Annotated in this window: 14 protein-coding genes and 1 pseudogene; 13 read left to right on the forward strand and 2 right to left on the reverse strand. The window is 37.2% G+C overall.

Features of this window, described 5'->3' with window-relative positions; genetic code table 11:
- Positions 1–207 precede the first annotated feature (207 nt).
- The 4 genes from JNUCC41_RS26815 to JNUCC41_RS18190 all read left to right on the forward strand — a co-directional run bounded on the left by JNUCC41_RS26815 (position 208) and on the right by JNUCC41_RS18190 (position 4,834).
- The gene (locus tag JNUCC41_RS26815) at positions 208–552 is read left to right on the forward strand and encodes a BCCT family transporter (protein WP_228467362.1); all 345 of its coding nucleotides are present in this window, start codon (positions 208–210) and stop codon (positions 550–552) included.
- Positions 553–1,114: 562 nt separating this feature from the next.
- Entirely contained in the window at positions 1,115–2,218 is a 1,104-nt protein-coding gene (locus JNUCC41_RS18180) for an endospore germination permease (RefSeq protein WP_192204210.1), read from the forward strand.
- On the forward strand, positions 2,190–3,695 hold the full coding sequence (locus JNUCC41_RS18185) for a spore germination protein (protein ID WP_192204211.1): 1,506 nt from the start codon (positions 2,190–2,192) through the stop codon (positions 3,693–3,695). Before JNUCC41_RS18180 ends, JNUCC41_RS18185 begins: the two co-directional genes overlap by 29 nt.
- Entirely contained in the window at positions 3,695–4,834 is a 1,140-nt protein-coding gene (locus tag JNUCC41_RS18190) for a Ger(x)C family spore germination protein (protein WP_192204212.1), read from the forward strand. Before JNUCC41_RS18185 ends, JNUCC41_RS18190 begins: the two co-directional genes overlap by 1 nt.
- Positions 4,835–4,990: 156 nt before the next feature.
- Here JNUCC41_RS18190 and JNUCC41_RS18195 read toward each other — a convergent pair whose 3' ends face one another.
- Complete coding sequence (locus JNUCC41_RS18195) at positions 4,991–6,130, reverse strand: LuxR C-terminal-related transcriptional regulator (protein WP_192204213.1); 1,140 nt, start codon at positions 6,128–6,130, stop codon at positions 4,991–4,993.
- Positions 6,131–6,407: 277 nt separating this feature from the next.
- Here JNUCC41_RS18195 and JNUCC41_RS18200 point away from each other — a divergent pair, with 277 nt between their 5' ends.
- The 6 genes from JNUCC41_RS18200 (at position 6,408) to JNUCC41_RS18220 (ending at position 12,474) form a co-directional block, all read left to right on the forward strand.
- Complete coding sequence (locus JNUCC41_RS18200) at positions 6,408–7,160, forward strand: SDR family NAD(P)-dependent oxidoreductase (protein ID WP_192204214.1); 753 nt, start codon at positions 6,408–6,410, stop codon at positions 7,158–7,160.
- A 50-nt stretch (positions 7,161–7,210) separates the two neighbouring features.
- Positions 7,211–7,954: an SDR family NAD(P)-dependent oxidoreductase gene (locus tag JNUCC41_RS18205; protein ID WP_192204215.1), complete on the forward strand. Its 744-nt coding sequence runs from the start codon at positions 7,211–7,213 to the stop codon at positions 7,952–7,954.
- 490 nt (positions 7,955–8,444) lie between these two features.
- Complete coding sequence (locus tag JNUCC41_RS18210) at positions 8,445–9,644, forward strand: C40 family peptidase (protein ID WP_192204216.1); 1,200 nt, start codon at positions 8,445–8,447, stop codon at positions 9,642–9,644.
- A 772-nt stretch (positions 9,645–10,416) separates the two neighbouring features.
- On the forward strand, positions 10,417–10,539 hold the full coding sequence (locus JNUCC41_RS27105; RefSeq protein ID WP_260320863.1) for a hypothetical protein: 123 nt from the start codon (positions 10,417–10,419) through the stop codon (positions 10,537–10,539).
- Between the two features lie 258 nt (positions 10,540–10,797).
- Positions 10,798–11,007: a hypothetical protein gene (locus JNUCC41_RS18215; RefSeq protein ID WP_192204217.1), complete on the forward strand. Its 210-nt coding sequence runs from the start codon at positions 10,798–10,800 to the stop codon at positions 11,005–11,007.
- A 582-nt stretch (positions 11,008–11,589) separates the two neighbouring features.
- Positions 11,590–12,474, forward strand: coding sequence for a DMT family transporter (locus JNUCC41_RS18220; protein WP_192204218.1), 885 nt, complete (start codon positions 11,590–11,592; stop codon positions 12,472–12,474).
- A 92-nt stretch (positions 12,475–12,566) separates the two neighbouring features.
- Here the strand turns inward: JNUCC41_RS18220 and JNUCC41_RS18225 are convergent, their stop codons facing one another.
- Positions 12,567–13,253, reverse strand: coding sequence for an ArsR/SmtB family transcription factor (locus tag JNUCC41_RS18225; RefSeq protein ID WP_192204219.1), 687 nt, complete (start codon positions 13,251–13,253; stop codon positions 12,567–12,569).
- A gap of 591 nt (positions 13,254–13,844) precedes the next feature.
- Between JNUCC41_RS18225 and JNUCC41_RS18230 the strand changes: the two genes are divergently transcribed.
- The 3 genes and pseudogenes from JNUCC41_RS18230 to JNUCC41_RS18240 all read left to right on the forward strand — a co-directional run bounded on the left by JNUCC41_RS18230 (position 13,845) and on the right by JNUCC41_RS18240 (position 18,093).
- The gene (locus tag JNUCC41_RS18230) at positions 13,845–14,609 is read left to right on the forward strand and encodes a hypothetical protein (protein ID WP_192204220.1); all 765 of its coding nucleotides are present in this window, start codon (positions 13,845–13,847) and stop codon (positions 14,607–14,609) included.
- Positions 14,610–15,109: 500 nt separating this feature from the next.
- A pseudogene (locus JNUCC41_RS18235) lies at positions 15,110–16,521 on the forward strand (DHA2 family efflux MFS transporter permease subunit).
- A 1,071-nt stretch (positions 16,522–17,592) separates the two neighbouring features.
- Entirely contained in the window at positions 17,593–18,093 is a 501-nt protein-coding gene (locus tag JNUCC41_RS18240) for a hypothetical protein (protein ID WP_192204221.1), read from the forward strand.
- The last annotated feature ends 632 nt before the right edge of the window (positions 18,094–18,725 follow it).

Genomic DNA, 18,725 nt, shown 5'->3' on the forward strand with positions numbered 1-18,725 from the left:
TGATCTCTTTTATTATTGTTTTACAAATCCTGTTTGTAAATCATGTATGAAACAAATATCCTTGATTTATTTATCCACTGCTAAAAACTGTGTACTGTGCACCGATGATGAGGATGTTAGAAGATTTATGGGCAATGTCCAAAAAGACCAGATGGAGCACTGCCGAAATGTAAGAAAGGATATTACATCGTTTTTAAATCCAACCCGATGACCAGTTTGCGGCAGTATAGCCTTGTTTGCGATTATGATTATCACCCTTATTTTTCTTTTTGCTACACTGGACTCTTCATCATTCACATTAACAAGCGCTGCATCAAAAAAGTTGTCATTAGATCAAGAACCAGCCGATGGCACAAAATATTTTGGGCGTTGGTCATAGCGCTCGTAGCGTTTTCCATGATGTTCGGTGGGGGACTGCATGCTCTTCAATCAGTAGTAGTCATTACTTCCGTTCCACTCATCTTAATGATGGCGATGGCATCGATATCGCCAATTAAATGGATAAAAGAGGATCAGGCAAGAAGCAGCAGTATAGAAAAAAATGATAAATGAAGAACCTACAAAACTAACATCTTAAAAGTATCATTCAAACTGGGAGGATATTGTATAAGGGAATAAACGCCAGCAGGCATCAGCTAAAAAAACAGCTGGTGCCTGTTTGGCGTTCGATGAAACCGTACAATCGATTTGTTTAATAAACCTTAAATAATGAATGAGAATATCATAGATAGGGCGGTGTACCATGTACAAGGCATAATGGTCTCTGTGCGAATCCGTTCACACTCATGCCTGGTGGTATTGCAAGTGCATCACTAAGTGTAATGGATATAGCTAATAGGACTTTATTGAAAGCGGCATATGAAATTGAACAATGGTCCGAAGGTTGGGACATACTTCTGATTGTACCGGGGAAAACGTTACAACGTAATTGATTTGTAAACAAAAAATATCACCGAATTATTTATCGCAAAGTCGATGATAAATGGCAGATGATCCAGCGGAGCTTTTTGACGGTAGAAGACCTTCAAATACCTATCTGTCCATTAAAGAAATGATGACCATATGAATAAAAACAAAAATGCCTCCTCATATTAAAAGAGAGGGGATGTGTCACATGATAAAAAGTATATCAACTTTTCAAGCGACAATGGTGCTGATTCTATCCACTGGATTAATGAGCCATGTTATCGTTTTGCCTTCATTGCTTGGGGCATCCGGAAGAGATTCATGGATCAGTAATTTAATCACTGGGATGCTTTTTCTAATATGGCTTCCCATGGTTTATAGGATCATAAATAAAACAAAGCAACAGCATATCATTGGCTGGCTTCATACTCACAGTCACCCGCTCGCCGCCTGGTCCATAAAAATCCTTCTTTTCTTCTATATTTTAATAAACTTGTTTGTCACTTTATTTAGCACATTTTCCTGGGTAAACAGTACTTATATGATTCAAACGCCAGAATATGTATTATTTATACCTTTCATCATCCTATGTTTTATTGCTGCCGAGGCTGGAATCAAAACAATAGCGATTGCCGGGGGATTGGTTTTGCCCCTTGTTGTGGCGCTTGGGTTTATGATAATGACGGCGAATATACAGTTTAAGGATTACTCCTTGCTTTTTCCTGTTTTTGAAAATGGGATTACACCTGTTTGGGACGGGGTCGTAATACTAGGTGGAGGTTTTACAGAGATATTTCTACTCGTTTTGATTCAACAGTTTATAAAGACAGAAATAAAGTTCAGGAGTTTACTTTTTTTAAGTTTATTTCTTTTGTTTATCAGTATGGGACCCATAATAGGCTCCATTACAGAGTTTGGTCCGGTACAAGCTGCAAAAATAAGCAATCCGGCATACGCTCAATGGCGGTTACTAACCATGGGTAAATATTTGAACCGGCTGGATTTTTTATCAATATACCAATGGCTTTCAGGTGCATTTATCCGTGTATCGTTATCGATATTCCTAATGGGGGAACTGTTTCAATTTAAATCAAAGAAAATAAAAAATATTGTATTGCTTGCTATAACAGTCTCCTTAATCATTGCGCTTTGTATACCAATCGACATTCCAGCATACAGGGATTTTACGGAACGATATTATTTTAAATTCAGTGTGATTAGCATTTTGGTCATAACTTTTTTCATTAACATGGTCATTTTTCTAAAAGAAAGGGTGAAAAAGAATGAAGCCTCTATTGAACAAGGCAAATAAGGGGAGTTCTTCGGAGATCCAACTGAAGACGGAATATTTCATTGAATTATTCGGAATGAGCTCGGATGTAAAATTCAAAAAGCATACCATTACATCTGAAGGGAAAACAGATTCGCCCCTTATTTGCACTTTGATTTATTCAGAGGTGTTGGTCGATGTCAAAAAATTGTGGGAATCAGTAGCACGGCTTGATAGTGCATTCATAAATTCTAAACTGAAGGAAGAAGAGGTTATAGAGGATCCGCAAGAAGAATTTAAAGTCAGTAGGGTTTTCCCTTCCTCCACTTTAAAAGAAAATGTGGAGGAAAACGTATTTTCCGGGATGGTCCTGATGCTATTTGAAGAATTGGATTTATTATTGATGTTTTCCCTACCAAGCATCCCGAATCGAAGTCCCGAGGAAACAAGTAGTGAAACTTCCATCCGAGGTCCACGTGATGGATTTATCGAAGATATCTCTGTTAATTTAGGGTTGATCAGAAAAAGATATAAAACTGCATCACTCGAAAATCAAGCATTTACCATTGGGAATAGGAGCAAGACAAAAATCAATTTATTATATGTGAAGGATGTTGTAAATCCAGAAACCATTGAAAAAGTAAAAAGGAAAATCTCCTCAATAAACACAGATATTTTGTTGGGAACTGCTGAACTTGAAGAATTTTTATCAGGCAGTAAGTTCAACCTGATCCCGTTTTTTGATTATACAGGGAGGCCGGATTATGCTGTAGCCAGTTTAAACAATGGGCGCTTTGTCATTTTAGTGGATGGGTCACCAACTGCCTTAATTGGGCCAGGTAATATTACACTCTTGTTAAAAGCCGCGGAAGATCGTCATACTCCTTCTTACTATACAAATTTCGAATATTTCTTTCGCATTATCGGACTGCTAGTATCAATATTTCTGCCAGGTTTTTATATAGCACTAGTATCATTTCAATTAGACCAGCTCCCTTTCTCATTTTTGGCGACGATAACCGTATCTAGATTTGGATTGCCTATATCACCTCAACAAGAGGCTTTCTTGATTTTGGGTTTATTTGAGCTGTTTCGAGAGGCAGGGGTCACACTCCCAAAACCAATCGGTCAATCACTGGCTGTTGTGGGTGGGTTAATCATTGGTGATGCGGCAATTAGAGGCGGGATTACATCCCCGACGATGTTGGTGGTTGCAGGTACTACTGCGGTAGCCACCTATACATTAATCAATCAATCATTAGGTGGAATTGTAAGCATGGCCAGGTTTTATGTATTATTTCTCTCTTCTATTTTAGGTTTATTCGGATTTTTTCTCGGTGTTTTCTCTATTGTCCTTTATTTATCAAGGCTGCAGGTTTATGGTTTACCCTACTTAGCGCCTATTTCACCAATATCCTTGAAAGATCTAGGGGGCGGTGTCTTTGTTAAACCATATCTCTTTAAAAAGAAACGAGCCGAGACGCTGAATACCAGGGACAATACAAAAGGAAATCGCTAATGAAAGTGATCCTTAGAATTATACTATTTGTATTGAGCATCGCTCTTTTAAGTGGCTGCTGGGATACAAAGGATATTCAAGATATTCAATATATAAGTGCAATGGGAATAGATTATCAAAATGGTCAGTATGTCATTTATGTCCAGGTGACGTCTTTTGCCGGTGTTGCTAAACAAGAAGGTTTGGAACCAAAACCAACAACTGTTTGGGTCGCCAAAGGGCGAGGGGAAACAATGAACGAGGCCATGAATGACATTTATAAAAAGGCAAACCAATATATATATTGGGCCCATGTTAAAGTGATCATTTTCTCTGAAAGCTTACTAAAAAATGGATTGGTCAACGTAAACGATCCCATTTTAAGATTTCAGCAAATTAGGGAAACAACTTGGTTATATGGAACCGATGATTCCTTAGAAAAGATCCTTTTTGTCAATAGTCTATTCGGCTCATCGGTACAAACAAGCATTTTCAATCCGGATGATATTTATAAATTAAGGTCCTTTGTCGAACCCATCCGGATCCAAAGATTTTATACGCAAAATTATGAAACAGGAATGACAATAAAACTACCGAAGATTTCGTTGAGAAATGAGGTGTGGAAAGCAAAAGGAAAATCCCAGAACACCGTAAAACTATCAGGGTCCTACCTTATTAAAAATAATAAACTGATGGGGGAGGTAGCAAATAAACATCTAGGGGGATTGAGGTGGTTGACAAAATCAACAGAAAGGTCCCCAATTAGAATAAAAATCAACAACAACAAGAATATTCAATTATCGCTAATGAGGCCCAAATTCAATATAAAGCCAATCTATGTAAATGATGAAGTCGAATTTGATATTTCAATTGAAGTAGAAGGTGCCATAATGGATATGGAAGAAAACATCTCCTTTCCCCACCTTAAAGAAAAAATACAACGGGCATTGGAGAAAGAAATTAGGGATACTTACAAATATGCTCTTAAAAAAAATATAGACATTTATAATTTAGAAGGAGTTATCTACAGAAAGGATTTGAAAAAGTGGAAAGAAGTTTCCAAAGAGGGTTTTAGCCTTAATGAAGAATCCATTCGTAATATTCAGGTGGATGCTACGATTAAAATAACAGGCGATTATAAATATGAGTACATGAATTGATACCTTCAGTAGTGAATCGTAGGCTGCCATGACAGAATCTTCCTTCAAAGCCGTTTCCAATGATTATGATATGGCAGCTACTGTATATGGTATACCCAACAACTAACTATGTAAGGATTTATTTTAACTTACATAACGATTAAAGGAAACTCGATTTTACTTTAATAGACCTAAGCGAAATCCATAGACTACGACTTGTGTACGGTTCTTGGCTTTAAACTTTGTCATTAAACTGCTTATATAATCCCTTATAGTATGCTGGCTTAATTGCAATAATTCGGCCATCTTTTTATTGTTATGCCCCTCCGCCAGCAAATTTAAAATCATGGATTCCCGTTCCGTTAATTGTAGATCTGTATCAATGGATACCTCATCATCCTGTCTTGATAAATATAAGCCTAACCGTTTTCCGACCTGTTCAAGTAAAGTTAGTTCATCTTTTGAATAATCGAATTCCTCTCCTAATTGATCAAAGGTCAGCCAGCCGAAGACTTGTTGGTCATGAACAATCGGCACAAATATGACAGATGAAAGATTAAACAACGTAATATGTTCCTTTTTAATATAATGATTGGGATTCTTTAAAAAAACAGGCTTTTTTGAATTGAAAACAAAGGATTGCTTCAAGCTGAGTTGCCCTCTCATGCTTTGAACCTTGGGGAGCTCCTCTCCAATGGTGCCATAAAATTGATTGGACCAAGGAATATAAGCATAAAAAACACATCTTTTATAGTGAAAGAACTCTTCACATTTTTTTAGGATATGAGCAAAGTCCTTAATTCCTGATGAATTAATTAGAAGCTCATCTAACTGGTCTAATAGTTTCAGCCTTTTCAGTTCAGCATTTTCTTCCTGGGTTTTTGAAAGTTGCGTTGGCTCGACATCCATCCATTTGTTATAGCTATGGATGAGATGAGAGAAAATGGATAATAAGAAAAGTAGAATGGGAATGGTTTGGGCCTGTTTCAGGTTGGCCATTAAGGTAACGATGGACTTTTCAAAAATTAATCGGAACATGCTGAAATGTTTCACATTTAAAATGGGTAGATGTGATTGAAGCCAAGTTTCCAGATGCTTATCGTATGTTTCATTTATGTCTTCGATTTTTGGAGCGGATAAAAATAGTAGGAATGATTCAAGTAATGTTTGTATCACCTTACGTTCATTTTCTAATATAAGGGGCTCAAGATTCAAATAAATATTGAAATTTTCTTCAATTTGTTTGTTATGGCTTTTTATGAATAATATGAATTGCTGAAACGATATTTCTTCATAAGCATGTGAGGGCTGGATCATACGGGTCTCTTCTCCTTAAACAAAATACCCCTATATAAGGGGGATACTTACTCTATTATTATACAGCATATTATAGGATAGTATTTCAAATTACGAGGAGTAAAATAAAGGCATAGACAGACAATGAAGCTTTTTTTAGCGGCATTCCATATAAAGGGATGGACAATTGCTTAAAAGTCAGCTTTCATTACTTGTATAGGAATACTAGACTAGTGAGAACCTCTAAGGAAGAGGATTTCAGTATCAGAAAAATAAGAAAAGGAGATCTGGTGCAATCATGAGACTTGAAAACAAAGTGGCAATCATTACTGGTGGGGGTACAGGAATCGGGAAAGAAACAGCTTTGCTATTTGCCAGGGAGGGAGCAAAAATCGTCATCACTGACATAAACCAGGAATCCGGTGATCAAGCAGTGAAAGACATTAAGGCGATCGGCGGAGAGGCCCTATTCATTCGTCATGATGTCAGTAATGAAGAAGATTGGAAAAAGGTTGCAAAGGAAACGATCGATACTTTTGATAAGGTGGATGTTCTGTTCAACAATGCGGGCATTTATATCATTAAACCGGTTGCGGAGATTGAACTGGAGGAGTGGAATCGTCTCATGTCGATTAACGTGACCGGCGTATTCTTGGGAATGAAGCATATTATGCCACTGATGGCGCAACAAAATAAAGGTTCAGTCATAAACGCTTCTTCCATAGCAGGCTTGATTGGCGCCCCTGGTCATGTATTATACGGTGCAAGCAAGGGAGCGGTCCGGACAATGACTAAAGATGCTGCTATCGAGTATGCTTCAAAAGGGGTCCGTGTAAACTCGATTCATCCAGGATATATCGATACCGGGATGGCGGACTATGCATCTGAACAAACGGGCAGTTCAAAAGATGCATTAGGTAAAGAATTCCCATTGGGACATCTGGGCAGCGTCAACAATGTGGCGAATACAGTGCTTTTCATTGCCACGGACGAATCTTCCTATACTACGGGTACTGAATTTGTAATAGATGGCGGAGCTACTGCTCGCTAAAATCCCCTTCTAACGGATAGTAGAAACTAAAAACTAAGGAGTGTTTAAATATGAGATTGGAAAATAAAGTGGCGATCGTAACTGGGGGAGCAAGTGGGATTGGAGCAAGTACGGCTCAATTATTTGCAGAAGAAGGAGCAAAGGTGGTCATTGCTGATTTTGCTGATCATGGACAAGCTGTGTCAGAAGAGTTAAATGTAAAAGGGTATGATACTCTTTTTGTTAAAACTGACGTGACAAATGAAAATGACGTAAAGAATATGATCGAAGAGACGGTTAATAAATATGGAAAACTGGATATCATGTTCGCAAACGCAGGGATTGCAAGAGACGGAAACATCCATGAGTTAAGCTATGAACAATGGCAAAAAACAATTGATATTAATTTATCCGGTGTCTTCCTATCCGATAAATACGCGATAGAGCAAATGCGAAAACAATCTACAGGCGGCGCCATTGTCAATACAGGTTCCATCCATAGCCATGCAGGGAAACCGGGGGTAACAGCCTATTCTGCTGCGAAAGGCGGGGTCAAACTATTGACACAAACGTTAGGTTCGACTTATGCCAAAGATGGCATTCGTGTCAATGCAGTTTGCCCAGGATATATTGATACACCACTTATTGCAAAAGCACAAGGTGAGATCAGACAAGGTTTGATCGACTTACATCCAATCGGCCGTTTAGGCAGAGCGGAAGAAGTGGCGAAAGCTGTTCTCTTCCTTGCAAGTGACGATGCATCATTTGTTACAGGCACAAGCCTTATTGTAGACGGCGGTTATACGGCCGTATAATAAGGGCAAGTCCAATGATTATTCGCTAGTTCTCTCAAACAGTCAAGTTCGTTTGATGCGTAATTGCATGATAGAGCTTCTTCCGTATGATGTGGTGTTCATTTACCCAAATCATGCTGGAGGGCTCTTTTTTTTTGTATATAATGAAAAAATCCCCGGAATGCTAAAAACATTTCCTTGGAAGATGAAACGATACAATGTCTATCGAGGATACATTTAAACTCTTTTTGAGTATGCGGCGATAAATAAGGCCAAACGGATAATTCGATTACGATCTAGATCGCTGAATAGCTCTCTATAACTTTTATATACGTCCGGGTATCTTCCAGCAGGTATATACACCATTTCCTTCCTCTTTATATAAATTATATTAAGTTCAATAATATAAGTGGAAGTAAATCCAATTACTAGTATTTTTATGATAAAGTTATAAAGTTGATATTTTATTACTTAATTTCATTACAAAATCTGTTGATAAAGGAAGGGTTAAATGGCGAAAAGAATATTGGGTAGTATGTTGCTTTTATTACTAGGCATGGTTAGTTTCTCTTTTTTATCTGGCTTAAAAGTTGAAGCGGCAGATCGAGTGCATACTGTATCCTCTCAAGAAACGGTAGAATCGATTGCAGCGATCTATGATATATCGACAGAGCAATTAATGAATATGAATGGTTTACCGGATGATAAGTTATATATTGGCCAGAAGTTAACCATTCAGACTGCTTATACTCCTTCGAACTATCAGTGGTCAGAGAGAGGGAAACAAATTGGGAATTATGCGAAATCTTTTACAGGATTTAAAAAAACGGCTGGAGAAGAGACACCAATCAAAGGTTTTGATTCTAGCGGATTGATTCATTGGGTACTCTCCCGACAAAGGGTGCCTATCGACCGTTTGTCAGTTGAAGGCTATTATAAGCAAGGAATGGATACAAATACGCCTAAGGCTGGAGATATTATATTTTTTCTGGAAAAGGGAAGTTCAAAAGCCGTGACCGCTGGGATCTATCTGGGGGGAAATCAGTTCATTAATTCTGGATACGGAGCAGAGACAGTTCAGGTGAGATCTACCACAGAAAAATATTTTGCACAATACCAAGTCGAGTATAAAACGTATACACCAAAAGGAGAGCATGTCGTTCAAAATAATGAAACACTTAAAAGTATCTCGGATCATTACGGTGTATCGGTGGATACAATCAAAAAGCGTAACGCATTACCAACTGATAGCTTGATGCAGGGACAGTATCTTCAAATATACAGCAATCCCTTGTATCCATTTTATACAAATCAAGAGGCTTCCTATGATAAAGCTTATGATGTCATAAAGTATGCCTATACTCTACGTGGATTTACCTATGTTTTTGGAGAATATGATCCGATGATTGGAATGGATTGCAGCGGTTTTATCTATTGGGCCATGAAGGAGCAGGGCATTTCCCTTAAACGTGGTTCGGCAGAGGACTACTATTCCACGCTGCCGAAACTCAGCGATCCAAAGGCAGGGGACTTAGTATTTTTCAGAGATACAGACTTAAGTCAAGAGATAACCCACGTCGGTATTTATCTAGGGGATGGTCGCTTTATTCATACAACAAGGAATACTGGAGTTCATATATCTGATCTTACTTCAAGTTATTTTACTCAGAAGTTCGAAAGTTTTGGGCAAGTCCAAGTCAATATGGACTAAGATAGCCACGAGAGTTAGACTATTGGAATTTTCTAGTCATATTATTCATTTAAGGTTAACCTTAAACACAAATCCCGTATACTTTATTGAATACGGGATTTGTGTTTGATCTTCTTCTCCTTTAGTTGAAGAAGGGGGCACCATTAACGAACGTTTATGGTGAGAGCGTTTTTAAAAGTTTTCACATTATGACAGGTTAATTGAAGTAATAATTATCTAGATGAGTTTTGGTTTATGTGTACTCTCATCATACTGAGGGGCTCCGTTTTTTTAAATCCGATAAATAATGCTCTACAGGATTGCTAACGGGGCAGAATAGCTCAATAAAAATAGTAAATCCAATTGCACCCTTCCATTTTATTAGCATTCTTACAAAAATAAAAAGTCCCATAAGGTTTTTTTGAAATTAACTGAAAATTCAATATATCCTCTTTAAATACTAATTTATAATTGTTATACAATTGTAAAATTATACAGTTTCATTTTTGGTATAATGGTAATTATTAGAAAATTATTATGGTGTATGAATATTTACCAATAGGGAGCCTCCACCATACAAGGCTATTGAATCTTTAGCTTGGTAATTGATCGTCCTTTGAACAGATCTACTTTTTTGGCCAGTTCTGGAGAGCTTTTGGAGACAAAGAGTGTTGTCAATTCCTGTGAACTACCCCTTAAATAAATGTCGAATGTAGTTATGATACCCTCAAAAGAATCAACTATTAGAAGTAATGTTTGAGGGAAAAGGTATTAAAAGGGAGGCGAATTGTTTTTGACTATAATAGATATTGACCAATTGCTTTTAGCTACTGAAGAACTTGCTGAAGAGTCAATTCCATTTCATCTCGATGCATTTGATATTGATCAATTATTAGATAAAACGGATAACTGGTAAAGAAAAGCATACCCGAATGAAGTGAACCCCAAAAGATGATCCCGGCAATATCGTCGGTTATGTACTGGATAAAATGAAAGTTCGTCGGGAAAATTGGATAAGGGGCTTTAGTGGCCTAGGTCTAGCATTATTCGTTTATCTCATGTTTCATGCAGAAACGGTAACGGGAGTTATCATCTTCAAACCATTTAACCTATATTTCCGCAGTCTTTTTAGTCTGTTGCTGAAGTATTTACCGAAGCAATAGGAGGTTCGGCAGTGGGTGTGGTCAATTTAGGGATGCAAGTGGCTGGCTTCATCGCTCCTTTGACGATTGGCTTTGTCATAGACGCTTTCGATGGTTCATTAAATGGAGCAGTTTGGTTATTGGTTTCATCATTCGGAGTCGTATGTTTTATCGTTTTTATGGCCTCGAAATTGGGAAAGGAAAGTTTCATGAATGAAAATCCCCAAACGATTCCTCTGTGAAATAGATTGAAATAAATGCAGGTTAATAGTGGAGTTCACATAAAATGAAATACTTCATTTTATTACTAATTATAAAAGTTTGTTAGTTAAAACAACGCGTATATAGAGAGTGGAATAAGTCTTCTTGTAAGCCTGATGTTACTGAATTTCAGTAAACAGGGCTTTTTATTTTTTTATACGACTTTAGCAATAATGTGCTGCAATTAATCTAAATGGTGGAGTGTTAAGCCCTATATCCGGAAAAAGGGAAATGCATGTACCAGTATCGTGCAGAAAGCACTGAAAAAAAAATATTCAGTCGAACCTATCCGTATTGATGGGTTTACAGGAAAAAGGTTTACTTTTTTTGTGATTCAGATGATTTGCCTCCTTTGATGGGAGGGTAAAACTTCAAGAATTGAAGTTGATTTCAATAGATGAATACGAAGATTTAAAGAAGTTGGGCAATTAAACGATAAGGATTCCAGGATGTGTAGATACTATTTAATTTATCTCCACTTGTATTCCATATTTCGATGATAACTGAAATAATCACCAGCTATAATATCTGTAGATAGTTTAAATATGTCAGGAGATAAAAAAATGAATGTTTACAAATTTACACTGTTGATACTTTTAACGACATTTTTAATGGGCTCTTCTTTTGCGGTGGTTAAAATGGGTCTGCCTTATTCATCGCCATTATTATTAGCAGCATTACGCTTCACACTTGCCGGATCCATAATGGCCATGATCGTAATCTTATTAAAAAGACCGCATCCAAACTCTAGAGGGGATTGGATAAAAATGCTCATTATCGGCACTTTTCAAACAGCCGGAGTCATGGGGTGCATTTTCCTGAGTTTACGCACGATTACAGCAAGTGAATCCTCCATACTTACATTCACGAACCCGCTACTTGTTGTTGTTTTCGGTACCATCTTTTCACAAACACGCTATAAACTATATCAATGGATTGGAGTTTCATTAGGAATAGTTGGAGTAATTATAACGATGGGAGCTCAACTTGAATTTAAGGTTGGTATTCTTTTCGGCATTCTTTCTGCTGTTTTCTGGGCCATTTCCACTTTATTGGCGAAAAAATGGGGAGCGATTTCCGATACATGGGTATTATCTGCTTATCAGATGCTTTTTGGCGGTTTACTGCTTTTACTTGGCAGCTTAATTCTTGAAAAACCATTTTTCATAATGAATGGTCATTCGTTGTCCATTTTATTATGGTTAAGTATCATGTCATCGATCGTGCAATTCGCTGTTTGGTATTACCTTTTACAAAAGAGTGATCCAGGAAAAACAAGTGCCTTTTTATTTTTGGCACCTTTTTTCGGAGTATTATCAGGGTGGGCACTATTAGGTGAACCGATATACACTTCACTCCTAATTGGCGGACTGTTTATTATCATTGGCATCTATCTTGTAAATAGCAATTTCCAAAAGGAAAATAAATTTGTTAAAAGGGCTTTATAGTAATCGTATGGATCGTCCTAAGCTGCTAAGGACAGAAAATCCCTCGTGAAAAAGAAAAGAGCATCTTTACTTTTTCACGAGGGATGATTAAATTATACCTCTATGCAAAAAACTTCCTTAAATCCTTCTTTCCCTTTAGCCGTTACTTTTACTGCGCGAATAGATGGAACACGGACTATCCAGCCTAAATCAAAAAAATGTGTAAGGAGTCCTTTACCTAAAGCACCGCCAAGATGATGGTGACGTTCACTCCAGTCTAAACATGAGTGGGAAAAGGAACGGCGTTTTTTTCTTAATTCAAGTAAATCTATGCCGAACTCAGAAAAAAAACGATCTCCTTTGGGTGTGACTGTAAACTCTCTCTCTTCTTCTTTCAAATATCCGGCTTTCAACATCGATTCAGTTAATTGGACTCCTAGTTTTCCTGCCAAATGATCATAGCAAGTCCTGGCTTCCTTAAGGAATTTGACTTGGCTTGATTGTTTCAGCGACCGAACTTCAGGAGGTGGGGAAATGGCCAGAAATGATTCTAAAATGCGCGCAATTTCTCCATTTGCTAGCTGATAGTAACGATGTCTTCCGTGCTTTTCAACTTTAACAAGATTTCCTTCCACTAATTTAGAAAGGTGAAAGCTGGCGGTTTGTGGTGTTATTACAGCCATCAATGCTAATTCACCTGCCGTATGAAAACGCCCATCCAGTAAACTTGCAAGAATTGTTGCACGTGACTTTTCCCCAAGAAGGGAAGCTATCTCCACCATATTTGGATGTATACTCAAAATAGTTACCAACCTTTCTACCGATGTTTTAGTTTGAATAAACTGAACGCAAAAGTAAATGGCAAAAAAATGTGTAAACTTATTTTTCTATTATACAGTACCGCTGCCCTGCTGTATGTTCACGATTCCCGCTTTAAATATTTTTGAAAAGGCTGATAAAATGACCATATCGCCAGCGCAGGGAGAAATTATAGATTTTAAGAGAATGGACCTTGAAGCCTTAAAATCCTTGCGCACCCCCGTTTGAATTTCACTTCAACGAAAAGCTTGGACGGGTAATTATATAGATTCAATTGTTTCCTGAATACTGGAAGGTTTTTTATTGATGTTAAAGGGGCATCCGTAAAATTGGATGCTTTTTTTATTGGGGGGAGATTATGAAATCAGGAGAGGTTATTAAGAAGACTGTAAAGAAGAAAGACTGTCTATCCTTTGGATAAGCGGTTTTTAATGAAGTATATTCTTTGTGAACTAGGCATACATTTTTACATGTTCACTAACAGGAAACGTTCCTTAATAGTCTTGGAATAAATATCGGTGAATAGTCCCTTTTGTCGAATTTTAGTAGTCAAATAGGAGGGAATGGAGAGTATGAAAATATCAGACATTGGATTTAAAGGCCAAGTTTTTGGATTTATAAAGTTCACACCTTTTGTGAAAAGTTTCTTATCCGGAGATTTATATATGAATAATTTCAAAAAGTATATTGATATGGAAAGTGCTTCAGGAGAAAAAGGTGTAGGGGACAAATTTGAAGCAGCACATGTTTTTACGGAATTAACAATGAATTTCTTTACTCAAGATGCCCATGAATTAATCATGTCGGGGCGAACTAAAAAATTGAATTTCAGAAAAAATATAAATGAAAAAAGGCCATTATACTGTATGTTTGCAATTGTCGGCGAAATGTTAAAAGTGGTTAAGGAGGATGAAAAGTATTACTATACCAAATTTGATTTACCTAAAGAACAAATCGATAAAATGATCAGGGAGTTCGGAGATAGCTTGATTTTTGTTACCCCATCACAATTTATTGACAGAATTACTAGAACACTCAATGAAAAAGGATATGCTTACAGAGGGGGCTTGGTAAAATATGATGATTATAACATCAATTCCTCAGCTAGGATGAGCTCTTATAAAAATCAAGGGACTGATATTTATTTTTGGAAAGATAAATATTTTGAAAATCAATATGAATATCGCATAGTCCTCACAGATCAAGAAGTTGACGAAGCTTTAATCGTGAACGTAGGTGATATTTCAGACATTAGTACTATATTTAATGCAAATGAATTTTTCAGTGATAAATTTGAAATAAGATTACGAAAGAAAGGAAATCTAAGCATCCATTAAATTGGGTGCTTTTTATTTATAGGAGGAAAAATATTTGAACTTTTAAAAGATTAAGGAGTTAAATTAACCGGGAATTCCAGGATTATCGCATATACAAAGGGGTTAATACTTCATTTATATTCACTAGTATTGGTCTTGTCTGTTTGGTTTATATCAGTTTCAGAGAGGTTTTTGTTGAATGTTGGAATCTATAGAATGGCGCTCTCTTAAAAGATCCATATATGGTTTAAAGTCAAAACGCGGAAAACATACTATAAGAATGTTTTGATGTCTACTGCGGCTATTTGATCTGCCCTTATAGAGGAGTGACTTTTGAAGGTGCTTCCGTATTTGGCTCAACCGCAACCTGTTTTCTAAAGGGAATTCCTTTTTTTGTAGGGAAAGTAATGATTTAATGCCGACTTTATTTCTTTTTTTAAACAGCAAATAACTGGATATCTGATGTAAATTATTGTAATCTACAAAAGTATGTTTTTCCTAATCGTAAAGGGGGACCATAATTGAGTTCAACAAATAGTAAACAGACAACGATTGTTGCCCTTTTGCTTGCGGGTACATTTATTGCGATCTTGAACCAAACATTAATGATTACCGCGATTCCTCCTGTAATGGAAGAAATGAATATAACGGCAAATAGTGCACAATGGCTAACAACCGTTTTTATGCTGGTTAATGGGATCATGATTCCTGTGAGCGCGTTTTTACTGGAGCGCTTTACCACCAGACAGCTCTTCCTTTCAGCCATGGGGATTTTTGCTACCGGTACATTGGTTGCGGGGCTAGCTCCTAATTTTGGAATGCTGCTGCTTGGAAGGATGATTCAGTCGGGCGGAGCCGGAATTATGCTCCCGTTAATGCAAACAGTCTTCCTAATGATTTTCCCTGTTCATAAACGGGGTGCAGCCATGGGACTGGTCGGACTGGTCATTTCCTTCGCGCCGGCTATTGGGCCCGCTTTGTCGGGCTGGGTTACGGAGACCTACTCATGGAGGGTATTATTCTTTATCATTCTTCCAATTGCCATTATTGATATCATAGTTGCGTTCTTCGCTTTAAAAAATGTAACAGAAGTTACACGGCCAAAAGTGGATGTGCTTTCGATTGTTTTATCTTCCGTAGGTTTCGGTGGATTATTGTATGGATTTACAGCTGCAGGTAATTATGGCTGGACAGACGGGAGTACCATCTATCCCTAGGCATTGGAACAATTTCACTTGTTTGGTTTATCAAAAGGCAATTGCGATTGAAGCATCCAATGCTGGAGTTCCGTGTGTTCACGTATTCATTATTCCCGATTGCTATTATTATAGGTGCCATTACCTTTATGGGTCTGATAGGTGCCGAAACGCTCATCCCGCTATTTATGCAAAACATGCGGGGATTTACTGCGTTTGAAGCTGGATTGGCGATACTCCCTGGAGCACTTATTACCGGGTTAATGTCCCCGTTCATCGGACGTATTTTTGACCGGATTGGGGCCAGGTGGCTGGTTATTGGCGGATTACTCCTCATAACCGCTTCATCCTTTACTTTTATAGATGTTGGTCCTTCGACAAGTTTTACATTTATAATGATCATGTACAGTATTCGGATGTTCGGATTAGCCATGGTTATGATGCCCGTTTCAATGGCCGCCTTAAACCAGCTGCCTAAACGGTTAATCGCCCATGGTGCAGCAATGGATAATACGATGAAAATGATTGCCGCTTCTGTAGGTACCGCAATACTTGTTACTGTGATGACATCAGCTACAGAAAATGCTCAGCAGCGTCCCGAGATCGTCCATCCTGATATGTATGGCGCGCAAATCTCATTTATTGTCATCGCTGTACTTTCGTTAATTAGCTTCCTCATTTCTTTTAAAATAAAGGACCAAAAATCAGCAGGAAAAGAGTTCGGAGATAAGAATTAAATATTTGAATCCGATTTTTTAGAATAAAATCTTTTTTTCACCGCCAGAGTCGCTCAACTTATTGAACTCCTTCAGTTTAAACGTTTTTCTCGTAAAAACCACCTTATTCGCAGGGGTTCATTTTGAATGTATGTTAACGGATAAATGAAGTAACTTAGGGGCATTAAGGCATCGTGAATAAAAGAACAATGGAATTTTATTTTTTACCATGTTATGAACGTTTTCCAACGCCGCCCCTGAAGGCTTGCCCTTCCATGTCCTATCATTCCTACTTCAAGCCTATCTAAGGGATTCTAAAAAAGAGGGAGAACAAGTCATCCAGATGATTTGTTCTCCTCTTTTATCATTTTCTTTATTTAACCATTTCGAAACTGGATTTTTTAAGAGCGCACCATTCAATAAAGTACAAAATCAGCAAAAACCCCTCTGAAAACCACAAATGAATCGCATGGCCTCTTTTTCAAAAACTTTCTCTAAAATATATTTCTGAATTGAAAAACTGTTCAAGGCTAGACTTCTTAATAATCTGAGAGGCATCCACTCCATTTAAGTGAGAAATGATTGAAAAAGCATGCCTAAAGGTATGAGGACCTAAATAAATCCTATCTTTATTTATATGATATATAATTAGTATAAAAATAGATTCTAAAATTAGAATAATTTTGTTTGATTCAAATATTAAATCTTTAATGATTATATAAGAGAAATTTATTATTATACTTATTTAAGACAATAAATGAATAAACTAAACCATGTAAAAAACATTCAGACTGAATCTTTTGAAATAGGGGAAACGGTTTATGTTCTCCAAACATGTACGGAAGAAGAAGACCCAGAGAGTTTTTACTACTTTAAACAATTTGAAAAAAAGAAGGCGTGATTTTGGAAGTAATTGAACACCCACGTCTTTAAAGAATTACTTATGTAATATCGGAAACAGCCTATCATGAAGCAGAGAAATCACTCAAACCAACTGAAACACAGCGACCGAAAAAATATGAATATTATGATTCGAAAAATGACATTGCTTTGTATCAAAGATTTCATTCGTCTAAAATACCAGAGGCACGTGTGGTTCGTAATGAAGAAAATGTATTTGGTTTCTACCTACCCAATATCCAAAAGTGGTTGACGTATGAAGAAGGAATGAAAACTTATACATTAAAGCCATCATACTCGATCCATCAACCTCCTTTGGATTATAAAGGATATGTTGAGCTTCAGGTACCAAAAAATGAAATAGTATTTTATCCCTTCATTGACTATTTATATGAAATTTGGGGGGTGGAAAATATTCGACTTAGAGAACAAAGTGATTCAGTTTTACTCTACGTAAGGGCAGGGGAAAAGCCGATAATATCCGAGGTGTTTGGTATTGTTGATATCTTACCATATCTAACCAATGGAGAAATACATGATGAAGATGATACCTTGATATTGCGTAGTTCCAATAGAAAAACTAGTTTTGAGTTACCTATCGAATTGTTAGAAACAATTTCAGACTTAGCTGAACAAGAAGGGATTAGTATCAGTAAATGGGTTGAGCAAAAATTATCTTCGATAATAAAATAACTATATAAAATTTTTTTTATGGCGAAAATGGTGCAAAGGCAATCTCACCTGGATTCTAAAGGTATACTTTTTCGGCCCTGAATGATTAAATTCTGTCTTCGGAAAAGGTACAGAGTCGGCATTATCGTACGGGCAACATTGTAGTGTCGGTTGGACCCTAACCACTGGTATATGAAACTAGCATTTATAAAGGATTGTGAGTTCAGTATCCACTGAGCACGCAATCCTTTTTTTGTTTATGTCGTCTTCGTGTTATGAGATAAGAAAGAGAAATGTACATAATGGTGAAAGAGGGGCGGTCGTTTACATTCTAAATAGTCGAAAATCAAAAAACGAATCCTTTCTGGTCACCAGGTATATTTTACAAAAAATCAACCTTCGAGTAAACTCGTACACGGACCTCACACTCGGTTCGAATAATATCGGGTATAGCCGTAATCGTCCCTGGTAGCTTGTTCTAATTACTGAAGCTCTAATCTAAGCATCAATTTATGTTTGGTGTTCGAATAACGGCCTTGAATTGTTACTGGTTGAATGTGTCGGTAACATTCTGTAAGACGACACTTATAAAGGGAGGGGGTACTTTGAAAAAACAGCATAATAAAAACCCCTAGATTAAAGGGGCCTTCGTA

Origin of the sequence: Brevibacillus sp. JNUCC-41 (genome assembly GCF_014844095.1) — a bacterium.
Taxonomy (GTDB): domain Bacteria; phylum Bacillota; class Bacilli; order Bacillales; family DSM-1321; genus Peribacillus; species Peribacillus aracenensis.

What these genes read in the sequence shown, in the direction of transcription:
- JNUCC41_RS26815 (WP_228467362.1), top strand. Translation starts at nt 208, where the DNA reads ATGACCAGTTTGCGGCAGTATAGCCTTGTTTGCGATTATGATTATCAC.
- JNUCC41_RS18180 (WP_192204210.1), top strand. Translation starts at nt 1,115, where the DNA reads ATGATAAAAAGTATATCAACTTTTCAAGCGACAATGGTGCTGATTCTA.
- JNUCC41_RS18185 (WP_192204211.1), top strand. Translation starts at nt 2,190, where the DNA reads ATGAAGCCTCTATTGAACAAGGCAAATAAGGGGAGTTCTTCGGAGATC.
- JNUCC41_RS18190 (WP_192204212.1), top strand. Translation starts at nt 3,695, where the DNA reads ATGAAAGTGATCCTTAGAATTATACTATTTGTATTGAGCATCGCTCTT.
- JNUCC41_RS18195 (WP_192204213.1), bottom strand. Translation starts at nt 6,130, where the DNA reads ATGATCCAGCCCTCACATGCTTATGAAGAAATATCGTTTCAGCAATTC.
- JNUCC41_RS18200 (WP_192204214.1), top strand. Translation starts at nt 6,408, where the DNA reads ATGAGACTTGAAAACAAAGTGGCAATCATTACTGGTGGGGGTACAGGA.
- JNUCC41_RS18205 (WP_192204215.1), top strand. Translation starts at nt 7,211, where the DNA reads ATGAGATTGGAAAATAAAGTGGCGATCGTAACTGGGGGAGCAAGTGGG.
- JNUCC41_RS18210 (WP_192204216.1), top strand. Translation starts at nt 8,445, where the DNA reads ATGGCGAAAAGAATATTGGGTAGTATGTTGCTTTTATTACTAGGCATG.
- JNUCC41_RS18220 (WP_192204218.1), top strand. Translation starts at nt 11,590, where the DNA reads ATGAATGTTTACAAATTTACACTGTTGATACTTTTAACGACATTTTTA.
- JNUCC41_RS18230 (WP_192204220.1), top strand. Translation starts at nt 13,845, where the DNA reads ATGAAAATATCAGACATTGGATTTAAAGGCCAAGTTTTTGGATTTATA.